This window comes from Paenibacillus rhizophilus (assembly GCF_003854965.1).
GTDB classification, from domain to species: Bacteria; Bacillota; Bacilli; order Paenibacillales; family Paenibacillaceae; genus Paenibacillus_AQ; species Paenibacillus_AQ rhizophilus.
Genome location: NZ_RQPI01000019.1, coordinates 54,099 through 66,071 on the forward strand (window position 1 = coordinate 54,099; position 11,973 = coordinate 66,071).

The following is an 11,973-nucleotide window of genomic DNA, read 5'->3' on the forward strand; positions in this document are numbered from 1 at the left end:
ATGAACAACATGAATGAAAGGGACCGGAAGGGGCATTCCGCAGAGCATGGCCCTGACGCTATCGTGCTGAAGGACGTGTCATTCGGTTATGATCCGGAGAATCCGATCCTGCACGGCCTCTCGCTGCGCATTCCGCAGGGACAGTGGGTCAGCCTGGTCGGCGAGAGCGGCTCGGGCAAATCGACGCTGGTGAAACTGCTGAACGCGCTGCTTCCCAAAAGCGCCGGGGAAATTACCGTGTGCGGCGAGAAGCTGAGCGAAGAAAGCATCTTAAGCATTCGCCGGACAATCGGTATGGTATTCCAGAATCCGGATAACCAGTTCGTCGGGGAAACGGTGGAGGAGGATATTCTTTTTGGTCTGGAAGGGTTGTGTCTGTCTCGGGAGGAGATGGACCGCCGTCTGCGGCTCTATGCCGGCAAGCTCGGGATTTCCGGTCTGCTGGCAAAGCACCCCGGGGAGCTGTCCGGGGGGCAGAAGCAGCGGGTCGCGATTGTCTCCATTCTTGCCATGGAGCCGGGCGTCGTCATCTTTGACGAGGCCTCTTCCATGTTGGATGAAGAGAGCAGGAACGGGCTGCTGGACATTTTGAGGGACATGCATGCCGAAGGGTATACGATTCTCATGATCACGCATGATGCCGATGAAATCCTGGCCTCGCAGCGCGTGCTCGCGCTGTGCGGAGGCGGTCTGGCGGGGGATATGACGCCGGCTGAGCTGTTCCGCAGCCCCGGGCTGATGGAAGAGTGCCGCCTGCACGCGCCGTACGCCTGGGAGCTGAGCCGCAAGCTTGAGGCCCTGGGCCTTGCGATCGGCGTTCCCGCCAGTGAAAAGGAGTTAGTAGAAACGCTATGGCCATTCAACTGCAGCAAGTAAGCTATACGTATTCGGAGCGGAGTCTGTGGCGGCAGACGGCGCTGCATGGAATCGATTTCGAACTTCCCCAAGGGACGATGGTCGGCATCGCAGGAGCCACCGGCTCCGGCAAATCGACGCTGCTTCAGCTGCTCAACGGGATCTTAAGGCCGACGCAGGGAACGGTGTCGGTTCTGGATATTACACTCCGGGCTGGGGAGAAGGCGCCCAAGCTGCTGCCGCTAAGGCGGCGTGTCGGGCTGGTCTTCCAATTTCCGGAGCAGCAGATGTTCGCGGAGACGGTGGAGAAGGATCTGTGCTTCGGCCCGCTCAACTTCGGCATGAGTCCGGATGAGGCGCGGGAACGCGCCTGCCGGGCGATGCTTGATATGGGGCTGGACCTTGCGCTGCTGGAACGCAATCCGTTCCGCCTCAGCGGCGGGCAAATGCGAAAGGCGGCCATCGCTTCGGTGCTGGCCGCCGATCCCGAGATTGTCGTGCTGGACGAGCCGACGGCCTCGCTGGACCCGGTCAGCCGCAAGGAACTGATCGGGCTCCTCACGCGTCTGTGCCGGGAACGCGGGCGGACCGTCATTATCGTCACACACCGGATGGACGAGCTTCTGCCCTATGCCGACCGCTGGGTCATTCTTGACCAGGGCCGGTCCGTCTTTCAGGGCAGCGTCCGGGAACTGGCGGCGGACCCGTCTTTGCTGACGCGCTGCGGTCTGGCGGTGCCGGACTCTCTGCGCTACTGGCGGGCGGTCGCGGACCGGCTGGGTCTTGAAGACGAAGAACCGAGGCTGACGCCGGAAGGACTGGCGGAGCTTATTGTGTCGAGGGAAAGCGGTAGTTCCGGCCGGGTTGGCGAAAAGGGGACCGGCCATGAATGATCGTTTGCTGCTCGGCAGAAGCATTGAGACCGGCTCCTGGGTGCATAAGCTGGACCCCCGGTCGAAACTTATCGGCATGCTGCTGTACGTCGCTGCCATTTTGTTGTCCCGGTCCTGGCCGGCCATGGCGCTGCTTGCCGTATTCTCGGTGGTGGTGGCGGTTTCCACCCGGATTCCGCTGCAATATTATTTGAAAGCGGCCAAGCCGCTTCGATATTTAATGCTGTTTATTTTTATCGTCCAGCTGCTGACGGTCAAGGAAGGGGCGGCGCTGCTGACCATCGGCTCCTTCTCCCTTCATGAGGCCGGACTCAGGCTTGGCGCGTTCGCTGTCATACGCACGTTCCTGCTGGTCGCCTTTACCGCGCTGCTGACGTTCACAACCACTCCGGCCCGGCTGAACCAGGGCCTGGAGGGGATTTTGTCGCCGCTGCGGTTCATTGGGTTTTCTCCGGGCCGCTTTACGCTGATGGTCAGCCTCGCCCTGCGGTTTATTCCGACCATTCTGGATGAGGTGCAGATTGTTCTGAAGGCGCAGGCCTCGCGCGGCGCCGATTTAAGCGAGCTGCCGTTTAAGGAGAAAGGCCGGATGCTGGTGACGCTGCTTGTTCCCGTCATTGCCGGAGCGTTCCGGCGCGCGCAGGACCTGGTCTATTCCATGGAAGCCCGGGGCTTCCGGATGGATGCTCCCCGTTCGCGGTATCATCGACTGAGGTGGGGCTGGGCCGATACTTTTTTTATCGCTATGTTTATTATGCTGGGCATTGCAGCTGCCATCCTGTGAATAGGAAAGCACCAGGAGAGTCTAAGGAGGAACACGAATGACGCGTTATTTTAACGGAAGAGAAATTGAACTGCTGGCCCCGGCCGGCACTTTTGAGATTTTTAAAGAGGTTGTGCAATCCCGCTGCGATGCGGTCTATCTTGGCGGCCCCGTGCTGAATATGAGAATGATGCGTAAGGGCTACAATTTATCTCTGGAGGAGATTGCGGAGGCGCTGGACATCGCCCATGGTCTTGGTAAAAAGGTGTATATCACCGTCAACAACCTGTTCAGCGAACAGGAGATCGAAGAAGCCCGCGAATACCTGACTTATCTGGAGAGCGTCCGTCCGGACGCGCTGATCGTGCAGGATCTGGCGGTGCCGGAGCTGATCCGGGAGATGGGGCTTACGCTGCCCATCCATGCTTCGGTCATGATGAATGTGCATAATTTGGAGATGATCCACGCGCTGCGCGACCTTGGCGTAAGCCGCGTCGTCACCTCGCGGGAGATGGACCTGCAGACGGCGAAGCTGTTGGGCTCGGCAAGCGGAATGGAGCTGGAGTATTTCGTCCACGGCGATATGTGCTCCGTCCACGGCGCAAACTGCTATTACAGTTCCCATGTATTCGGGATGAGCAGCAACCGGGGCAAATGCATGAAGCCCTGCCGCTGGGATTACCGGATTAAAAAGGACGGCTACATCTTCCCTGCGGAATACCCGCTCGCGGTCAAGGATATGTTCATGTACGAGAATCTGCCCGAGCTGATCGAATCGGGAATCACCTCCTTCAAAATCGAAGGCCGCATGCGCGACAAAGATTTTATGGTTATGCTCGTCAACAGCTACGGCGAGGCGATCGACCGGTATATCGATGATCCTGCCGGTTTTGACCGGACGGTGGATTCGAAGCTGCTGTACAACAACCGCAAGCGTGATTTCTCCACCGCTTATGCGTTCGGAAAGCCGGGACTCCGGAACATTAACCGGCGGTTCGAAGGGACCGGCAAATTCTACAGCACGGGCAAGGTGTTCAGCACGCCGACTGCGGAACGCGAGCTGTCCGAAGAGCGTGTGGAGCAGCTGCGGGAACGGCTGGCGGCGGAGGGGAATCGAGAACGTGAGCGGATGAAGCCCGAGCTTGCGGTACGCGTCAACAACATGGCGCAGGCTAAGGCCGCCCTGGAAGCAGGGGTGGAGCATCTGTATCTGTCCGGCGATGTCTACGAGCCCGACCGTCCGTTCACCAAGCGCGACATTATGGAACTGGGCGCGATCAGAGGGGAAACGAAGCTGGTTCTGGGCCTGCCGCGAATGATGACGGAGCTGCATTTTGACCAATACGACCAGTTGCTGATTCATGGAGAACGTCTCCCGATTGACGGACTGCTCGCAACGAATCTTGGCGCAATCCGCCGCTATAACAGAGCGGGATATCCGTTGATCGGTGACTCCAGCCTTAATATTTACAATACCCTTGCCGCCGGGCTGTACGCAGGGCTTGGACTTCAGCGGATTTCCATATCGCCCGAAATGACGCTGGAGCATTTTGCTGCCTTTGCCCCCCGCTGCGCGCTGCCGCTGGAGATGGTGGTTCACGGCACGCCTGCGCTGATGTACATGGAGCATGATTTATATGAAAATACCGAAGTGATGGAACCGATCGGCGAGGAAGACAATCTCTATGTGGGCAATGACGTGCTTGTTCTGATGACCGACAAAGGGGAAAATCCGGTGTACCGCGATCAGCATGGCCGCTGCCATCTGCTGTTCTCCAAAGAGCTGTGCTATTTGCCGATGCTGGACGAGCTGAATACGGCGGGCATTTCCTGTTTCCGCATCGAGGGAGCGACCTATTCACCGGAGCAGCTGCATGCGATACTGAGTGCTTATCGGCACTCGATAAACGGCGTTTCCGGAGAGAAGGATGCAGACGGCCTGCAGCCTTTCTATGCGGGCTATACACTGGGATCGTTGCAATTTAATTAACGTTTGCGGAGCGCTCTGCGGCAAGTGATTGGACGGTGTTTTCAGAAAAGGGGGACTGGATATGAACGAGAAGGAAATGATCGGCAGAGAGGCCGTCGCGGCCAAGCGCAAACAGTTTTTTTATCCCTGTACGCAGCATTTTTACCGGAATTCGCCGCAGCTTGTCCGCGGGTCGATGCAGCATGTCTATGATGAGAATGGCAAAGAATACACCGATTTCTTCGCCGGGGTGTCGGTGGTTGCCTGCGGCCACTGCAATCCGGAGATTACGGCACGGACCATTCACCAGCTGCAGCAGCTGCAGCATACGACGACGGTGTATCTTACCCAGCCGAACGTTGATCTGGCAGAGAGGCTGGAGAAAGTGCTTCCCGGGGATTTAAGACGCACGTTCTTCGTGAACAGCGGCTCGGAGGCCAACGAGGGAGCGCTGCTGCTGGCAAGGCTGCATACCGGACGCAAAGGATTTATTGCGCTGGAAAGCGGGCTGCACGGGCGGACCAATCTAACGATGAGTGTAACGGGGCTGTCCATGTGGCGGACCGATAAATATTTGGACGAGGATGTAACCTTTATCCGGCGTCCCTATGACCCGGAACTGACGCCCGAACAGGCCGCTGAGCGGTCTCTTGACGATCTGAAAAGGGTGCTTGAAGAAAAGGGAGAGACGATTGCCGCTATGATCGCCGAGCCGATCCAGGGCAACGGCGGGATGATTATGCCGGAGCTTTCGTACTTCCGCTCAGTCAAGACGCTGCTGGAGCAGTACGGCGTTCTGCTGATTGCCGACGAAATCCAGACCGGCTTCGGGCGCACGGGCGCCATGTTCGCCATGGAACATTTCGGCGTCGTACCGGATATCATCACGATGGCCAAGGCGCTCGGCAACGGTGTGCCGGTGGCCGCCTTTGCTGCCACCGATGAAATCGCCCGCTCCCTGAATACGCCGTCCGCCTCCACCTTCGGCGGAAATCCGGTGTCGGCGGCGACGGCGCTGGCCGTGCTCGATTACATCCAGAAGGAACGGCTTCCCGAGCGGGCGGAGTGGCTGGGCGCGAAGCTGAAGGAAGGGCTTGAAGACCTTCGGCGCCGCTACCCGGAGCAAATCGCCGAGGTAAGAGGAGCGGGACTTATGCTGGGTGCCGAGCTGCGCGGCGGCGGAGCGGCGGAAAGCGCGGCCTTTACGGATGAAGTGCTCGAAGAAATGAAAGACCGGGGATATTTGATCGGGAAGAACGGAGTGGGCCGAAATGTATTGGCCTTCCAGCCGCCGCTTGTTATTATGGAAGAAGATATCGACGGTTTGCTTAAGGCGCTGGACGGGACGCTGTCCCATATTCTTGAAGGAACGGCGCTTTCTCCGGAAATGTAGCGCAGGGCCGGAAGCAACAAGAGAAAGAATGGGGAAGAAATGCTATGGTCATTATTAATGCCTGCAAAATTGCGGTACATAAACTCAAAATGTTCGGCGAGCTGGTCATGTTCTCGCATACGCTGTTCTCGCTGCCTTTTGCCATCATATCCATGGTATGGGCGTCCGGGGGCTGGCCTTCGGGCCGAATCATGCTGTGGGGACTGATCGCCCTTATCGGCGCCCGCAACGGAGCCAATGCGTTCAACCGTCTGGTCGACCGCACCTTTGACGGCGAGAATCCGCGGACGGCGCATCGGCATCTTCCGCAGCGTCTGCTGGCGGAGAAGGAAGTTGCTGTGTTCGTTGTCGTTAACTATGCGATTTTCATCGCCGCTTCGGGAATGCTGAATCTGCTGTGCCTGATCCTTTCGCCCGTGGCGATCGTATTGATCTCAACTTACTCCTATACGAAGCGCTTCACCTACCTCAGCCATCTGTATCTGGGCTTTGTTATCGCCTCGGCCCCGATCGGCGCGTGGTTTGCGGTAACCGGGCAAATCGCTTTTACGCCTTTTGTCATCGGTACGGTCGTCATGCTGTGGATTGCCGGCTTCGATATTATATACGGCACCCAGGATATCGAATTCGACCGCCGCGCCGGACTATGGTCCATTCCCAGCTACTTTGGACTGGAGAACGCGCTGCGCATTGCCAAGGCTCTGCATTTCATCATGATTATGCTGCTGCTCTTTCTGTATGTATGGCGCGGTCTCGGCTGGATGTATCTTGTCGGCATCGGCATCGCCACCCTGCTTCTGATGACGGAGCACAACATCATCAAGCCGTCTAACCGGCAGCTGATGAAGGTAGCCTCCTACAATCTGAACCAGGTGATCAGCACGGTCATCTTAACTTGTACGCTGGTTGATTACTTCTATGTAAGCTGAGAAAAAAAGGCGGATACTCCATCGCAGGAGTATCCGCCTTTTCGTATGATTTAATGCTTGGAGGTTCAGCGGTCCCTTCCCGCAAAGAACGCAATCAGCGTCTCCAGATCGGCATGCGCCGGATAGGAGGACAGCTGCTTCGCAATGACAGCCGCCTGCTCCAGGTAACGGCGGCTCAATTCTTCCGTGCGGGCGAGCGCGCCGCTGCCGGAGATGGCCGCCAGAGCGTCCTCGATGTCGGCTTCCGGAGATTCGGGGCCGACGCAGCGGATACGCGCAGCAAGCTCGGGGTCCTGCAGCGCGTAAAGTACGGGAAGAGTGACCTGGCCGTGGCGCAGATCACTGCCGGCAGGCTTGCCGAGCGTCTCTGACGATTGGGTGAAGTCCAGCAGATCGTCCTGAATCTGAAAGGCGATGCCGAGCGCCTCGCCGAAAGCATACAAAGCGGCAGCCGTTTCCTCCGTGCATTCGGCCGACAGGGCTCCCACGCGAAGGCAGGTCGCCATCAGAAGAGCCGTTTTGTTGAGCGATTTCTCCAGATACTGCTCCAAGGTCAGATCGTAATCATAGGCGTGCTCCATCTGCTGGTATTCCCCGATGCACAGCTGGGCGGTGGCGATGGCCGACAGATCATGAACATATTGGTTTTTATCTCCCGCATGCTTGCCTAACAGCTCGATAACCCTTGCAGACATATAGTTGCCGATATGGACGGCTGATAGAACCCCCGTCTGAGTATGCAGGGCGGGACTCCCGCGCCGCAGCTTGGCATCATCAATGATATCGTCATGAACGAGCGAAGCCGCATGGATGAACTCGGCCGCAGCGGCCAACTGGAGCGTGCGGCGGCCCTGCCCCTTCCGGCCGAACCGGCTGCCGACAATCACCATAAGCGGGCGAAGCCGTTTGCCTCCGGAGCCGATAAGCTCCAGCACGCCTTTCGCCAGCGGCGATCCGCCGGGCACATCCTTGTCGCGCGTTACTAGACGTTCGATTTCAAGGTTAACTGTCGAAATGTCGATATTCAAGGCTTCGTGCAGCTTCATGTTGGTGCTATCCCACCTGTTCTATCGCTTTTTCCGAACGACGCTTTTTTTTAAATTCGGCATTCAGGAATTGTCCGATTAGGGTAATGAGATCCAGTTCGGCATAGTCTCCGTTAGCTATTCTGATCTGCTGCTGCTTAATAAAAGGAGCCAGAAAGACCACGGCATCCAGTTCACGGTGCTTTATGGCGAACTGAAGGTAAAAGCTGTATAAATAATCTCCGTCGAGCACATTGCGGATCAAATCAGGATGATCCGCGGAGCATTCCATATGCCGGCGGGCGGCCTGCACAAGAATAATATAAATGCCCATGAAGTGCAGTTTGCGGCTGTATTCCAGGTTATAGCCTTCCATTACCGAGAGCAGACCTTCGCCTTCCGCCGGAGAGAAAGGAAGCTTAATTCCGGCGATGGGCGACAATTCAGCCTGGAGCAGCCGAAGAGTATCTCCAATGAGTTGTCTGTTCACAAGATTCTCTCCTTCTTGTCGGTTTTGCGGAAGCAGTCAAACGCCTGGATCATCCTTACAAAACCTCTCTTAAATAAGGAGAGTAATGTGCCGAAAGGACACATTACTCCATAAAGTTTGTTATTAAGCTTGTATAATTACATAAAAAACACATAAATGGCTTATATAATAATTTGTAAGGAATCGCTAATAGATATGCCGGATAGCCGGAACCGATTAAATCAACTGCTTCAGTCGGTGTACAGATACCATCGCCTTACAAGCGGAATTTTCTTCCACTGCTTCTTAAGCCAAGGCAGAACGTAGTAATCAAGACCGAAGACACTGCCGGAACCGCCGATGCAGGCGATTGCCGCCGCTACATACCAGAGCATTTCCGTAGCTGCCATTTTGGTAGTCCAGATCATGACGGCCATGCCTATCGTCGCTATTGAAGCGATCGCGGTGAACAGACCGACAATCAGCATGATACCCAGCACGATTTCGGCACAAACCATACCGATTTGGAACCACTTAGCGAGGAAAGTGAAGTTACCGTCTGGTTTATAGAACATGAGATCCATGAACCAGTTCGAAATGTTGTAGATGAACTTCGGAACCGGAAGAGCGGAAACCGCTTCTTTGGCCGTATCGACCGCCGATGCCGCCGATTGGGCGTCGACCGTAGTCTTAACCGCATCTACGGCTTCGCTTGCCGCCGAAGTTGCGTCCTTAAGATATGGCGCTGCCGGAATCAGGAAGATCTTGTTCGGGTCTACCCAAATCTTTCTTAACTTGTCGATGCCCTCATACAACCACATGCCGCCAAGCAGCATGCGAAGCGGAACGAGCCAGAAGTTCGGGGAGCGCTTGGAGAAATATCCGCCGACGAAGCTTCTGCGGTTCTCCACGTGGAAGAACTCGTGCATCATGTAAGTCCAAACTTTGTTAAAGCCGACGACGCCGGACAAATAGTAGATATTGATCATATGCTTGGCAAACATGGCCATGAATCCGGTGAGCATGAACATTTTGTTCGGAAGGCCAACATTGGCTACGCCGTAGCGGCTTCCGATCGATACCATCGTGCCGTGGAAGGCCGGTTTATATCCCTTTTTCGCTGTTCCGTTAATGTCGGCGACAATGTTGCCGGCAATCAGCGGAGCTGCAAGCTCGGCATTCTCGACCATTTGCGGAACGGGACGCTCTTCACCTTCGACTATGTAGAAGATGTTGTCGCCGACAATATATACGTTCTTGTGGTCTACGCTTTCCAGATGCTCGTTGGTCACGATACGCTTGCGTCCTTGCTGCTGAACATCAAGTTTGCCCACAAGCTCGGAGCCTTCGACGCCTGCCGTCCAGACGATAGTGTTAGCGGCCACGACATTCTTCTCGCCGAGAGAAACGCTTCCTGTGCCCACTTCGGTGATTTTGGCGCCGGTAACGATTTCCACGTTCAGCTTGCGCAAATGTGCCTCAGCTTTACGAATCAGTTTATCCGGGAGGATCGGCAAAATTTTCGGAGCCATATCGGCAACGATCAACCGCACATCCTTCGGGTCGATAAAGAACTCTTTGCACAGCTCTTCGCGGTATTCCGCCATTTCGCCTACGAGTTCAACACCGGTGAAGCCTGCGCCGACGATAACGAAGGTCAGCATGGAACGGCGGACTTCCGGATTCTTTTCTTTGGCCGCCTGCGTGAACATGTCACGGATTTGGCGTTTCAGTGCAACGGCGTCGTCATAGGACCAGAAAGAGAAGGTGTTCTCTTCTGCGCCGGGAATTCCGAAGAAGGTCGGCTTGCTTCCTGTGCCGATTACGAGGTAGTCGTATTCGTAGACTGCCTTCTCGGACGTAAGTTTCTTGCCTTTGAAGTCGATATTGCTGATCTCATCAAGGACAACGTCCACTTTGAGGCCGGCAAAAATTTTCTTCAGGTCAATCTTGATCGAATCCTCTGGAGCGCGGTTCGCGGAGACCTCATGCAGCTCAGTCAAGAGAGTATGATAAGGGTTCCGGTCGATCAGCTTGATTTCAATGTCTTTGTTGTTTTTTAATTTCTTTGCGAGCTTTTTGGCAGTAAGTACACCGCCGTATCCGCCGCCAAGAACTACTATTCTTTTCAAAAGAAACTCACCTCGTTTGTCTGATTAGCTGCAGGAGGAACCGCGAATTACTTCGCTTGTTCGAGTGCTTTTTCTGCCAGGGTCCAATATTCGCCTACGCTGACGGATACGCCGGAGATTGCATCGGTTTTTCCTTCGGCGTTAAACGCGGGAGCCGCGCCTTGGTTGGCCAGGTAATATTGTTCGGCTTTGGCGATTTCCTCATGCCACTCGGCCAGTGCTGCAGGGTTTTTTTCCTTCATGCCGTACTTGCCGTCTTTGGAGAACTGCTGCTTGTCATTGCCGTCTTTGTCGACACCGGAGAATTTAACGGCGGACACGACACCGTTCGTAACCGTCACTTCGGCAGTAGACTTCCAGCCGCTCTTGGCGTCCATTTCGCCTTCGGCTTTATATACGCCGTCTTTGTACTGCGCTGCAGCTGCGGATGCGGCAGGAGCCGTGCTAGCGGCAGGTGCTGTGCTGGCAGCCGGAGCTGTGCTGGCGGCAGGAGCGCTGTTGTTGCTGCCACAGCCTGCGGCAAGCAAGCCGAGAAGCAGGGCGCTGGATACTACTACAGTTGTTTTTTTCACGTGAACGACCTCCAAAATAGTTTAAAATATATATATTAAAATGTAAAACATTTAAATATCATTGAAAGTGACAAATATCACCGTGCAAATGATAAATGTCACTTGGGTTTGGGACTTTAGCCTATTTTATTGTTATCGGAATAGGACCATCAGAAAGTGATAGAGAAAATTTATAATGTTTTAAGATTGCGTCGACGGAATATTAGCATATCCTCTCAAATTCATCATGTGAATTTTGTCACTTACTAAGATAACGCTTCACTTACTGCACAATTATATCGAAGTTTTAAATAAATTGATAGATTAATTTAATAATTTAAGAAGAGGAATATGTGACAAAATTCGACTCGGTTCATTTTATCATTAAAAATGAAAGCCGATTCATCAAGCCGATTCACCCGAAAAGTGAAGGGGTAATCTTACTGTAAGGAAATAATGCCATTTCAAGGAAGCTGCCGAAAAGAATATAGCTTGGGGTGCTATTTCCGCGATTGATGCCGGGTCTGTGATATGAAACCGATCAATATTTTTCGATAAGGAAGGCGATGTCTATGTATAAATCCCATGTGATTGCCGGGAGGATTCTCGAAATCCGCGATGACCATGTGCTTACCCAGCAGGGTGACGTCATTTGCAGCTACCACTCCAGGTATTATTTGCTGCCGGATGAAGAGGCATGGACAGAAACGCTGAGCAACACCCAAGACCTTCCTGATACGCCGCTGGAGCCCCTTAACAAGCATCACCGGTTTATGGGAATCGGCAAACGCTGGAACATAGCCATACCCCGCTTTCTCCATATGAAGAAGAGCGCAAATCGAATCTGATTTGCGCTCTTCCGTTTTAGTACGCCCAGCATGGGCGTCATCTCTAGGGTGAAAGTCCCGAACGGGGGCTGGCGAGCGCCTACCGTTAGCCAAGGGCAAGGGTGTCCACCGTGAGGTGGAATCTGAAGGAAGCCGGAGGCAAAAGC

Annotated in this window: 11 protein-coding genes; 7 read left to right on the plus strand and 4 right to left on the minus strand. The window is 54.8% G+C overall.

The window, feature by feature from the left end:
* The first annotated feature begins 9 nt into the window (after positions 1-9).
* The 6 genes from EH198_RS21905 to EH198_RS21930 all read left to right on the plus strand — a co-directional run bounded on the left by EH198_RS21905 (position 10) and on the right by EH198_RS21930 (position 6,802).
* Complete coding sequence (locus EH198_RS21905; protein WP_124697650.1) at positions 10-876, plus strand: ATP-binding cassette domain-containing protein; 867 nt, start codon at positions 10-12, stop codon at positions 874-876.
* Positions 852-1,748, plus strand: a complete 897-nt coding sequence (locus EH198_RS21910; RefSeq protein ID WP_124697651.1) for an energy-coupling factor transporter ATPase — start codon at positions 852-854, stop codon at positions 1,746-1,748. Before EH198_RS21905 ends, EH198_RS21910 begins: the two co-directional genes overlap by 25 nt.
* Complete coding sequence (locus EH198_RS21915) at positions 1,741-2,532, plus strand: energy-coupling factor transporter transmembrane component T family protein (protein ID WP_124697652.1); 792 nt, start codon at positions 1,741-1,743, stop codon at positions 2,530-2,532. The genes EH198_RS21910 and EH198_RS21915 overlap by 8 nt, the downstream gene beginning before the upstream one ends.
* 37 nt (positions 2,533-2,569) lie before the next feature.
* Positions 2,570-4,501 carry a peptidase U32 family protein gene (locus EH198_RS21920; RefSeq protein ID WP_124697653.1) on the plus strand — a complete coding sequence of 644 codons (1,932 nt, stop codon included), beginning with the start codon at positions 2,570-2,572 and terminating at the stop codon, positions 4,499-4,501.
* Between the two features lie 61 nt (positions 4,502-4,562).
* A complete protein-coding gene (locus EH198_RS21925) occupies positions 4,563-5,873 on the plus strand; it encodes an aspartate aminotransferase family protein (RefSeq protein ID WP_124697654.1) in 1,311 nt (436 codons plus the stop codon).
* A gap of 44 nt (positions 5,874-5,917) precedes the next feature.
* On the plus strand, positions 5,918-6,802 hold the full coding sequence (locus tag EH198_RS21930; protein ID WP_124697655.1) for a UbiA-like polyprenyltransferase: 885 nt from the start codon (positions 5,918-5,920) through the stop codon (positions 6,800-6,802).
* Between the two features lie 65 nt (positions 6,803-6,867).
* Here the strand turns inward: EH198_RS21930 and EH198_RS21935 are convergent, their stop codons facing one another.
* The 4 genes from EH198_RS21935 to EH198_RS21950 all read right to left on the minus strand — a co-directional run bounded on the left by EH198_RS21935 (position 6,868) and on the right by EH198_RS21950 (position 11,000).
* Positions 6,868-7,848, minus strand: a complete 981-nt coding sequence (locus EH198_RS21935) for a polyprenyl synthetase family protein (protein ID WP_124697656.1) — start codon at positions 7,846-7,848, stop codon at positions 6,868-6,870.
* A gap of 7 nt (positions 7,849-7,855) precedes the next feature.
* The gene (locus tag EH198_RS21940) at positions 7,856-8,317 is read right to left on the minus strand and encodes a hypothetical protein (RefSeq protein ID WP_124697657.1); all 462 of its coding nucleotides are present in this window, start codon (positions 8,315-8,317) and stop codon (positions 7,856-7,858) included.
* A 230-nt stretch (positions 8,318-8,547) separates the two neighbouring features.
* Entirely contained in the window at positions 8,548-10,428 is a 1,881-nt protein-coding gene (locus EH198_RS21945) for an FAD-dependent oxidoreductase (protein ID WP_124697658.1), read from the minus strand.
* 47 nt (positions 10,429-10,475) lie between these two features.
* Positions 10,476-11,000 carry an FMN-binding protein gene (locus tag EH198_RS21950; RefSeq protein ID WP_124697659.1) on the minus strand — a complete coding sequence of 175 codons (525 nt, stop codon included), beginning with the start codon at positions 10,998-11,000 and terminating at the stop codon, positions 10,476-10,478.
* 545 nt (positions 11,001-11,545) lie between these two features.
* Here EH198_RS21950 and EH198_RS21955 point away from each other — a divergent pair.
* Entirely contained in the window at positions 11,546-11,827 is a 282-nt protein-coding gene (locus tag EH198_RS21955) for a hypothetical protein (RefSeq protein ID WP_221621560.1), read from the plus strand.
* Positions 11,828-11,973: the final 146 nt, after the last annotated feature.

What these genes read in the sequence shown, in the direction of transcription:
- EH198_RS21935 (WP_124697656.1), bottom strand. Translation starts at nt 7,848, where the DNA reads ATGAAGCTGCACGAAGCCTTGAATATCGACATTTCGACAGTTAACCTT.
- EH198_RS21905 (WP_124697650.1), top strand. Translation starts at nt 10, where the DNA reads ATGAATGAAAGGGACCGGAAGGGGCATTCCGCAGAGCATGGCCCTGAC.
- EH198_RS21920 (WP_124697653.1), top strand. Translation starts at nt 2,570, where the DNA reads ATGACGCGTTATTTTAACGGAAGAGAAATTGAACTGCTGGCCCCGGCC.
- EH198_RS21910 (WP_124697651.1), top strand. Translation starts at nt 852, where the DNA reads ATGGCCATTCAACTGCAGCAAGTAAGCTATACGTATTCGGAGCGGAGT.
- EH198_RS21930 (WP_124697655.1), top strand. Translation starts at nt 5,918, where the DNA reads ATGGTCATTATTAATGCCTGCAAAATTGCGGTACATAAACTCAAAATG.
- EH198_RS21925 (WP_124697654.1), top strand. Translation starts at nt 4,563, where the DNA reads ATGAACGAGAAGGAAATGATCGGCAGAGAGGCCGTCGCGGCCAAGCGC.
- EH198_RS21915 (WP_124697652.1), top strand. Translation starts at nt 1,741, where the DNA reads ATGAATGATCGTTTGCTGCTCGGCAGAAGCATTGAGACCGGCTCCTGG.
- EH198_RS21955 (WP_221621560.1), top strand. Translation starts at nt 11,546, where the DNA reads ATGTCTATGTATAAATCCCATGTGATTGCCGGGAGGATTCTCGAAATC.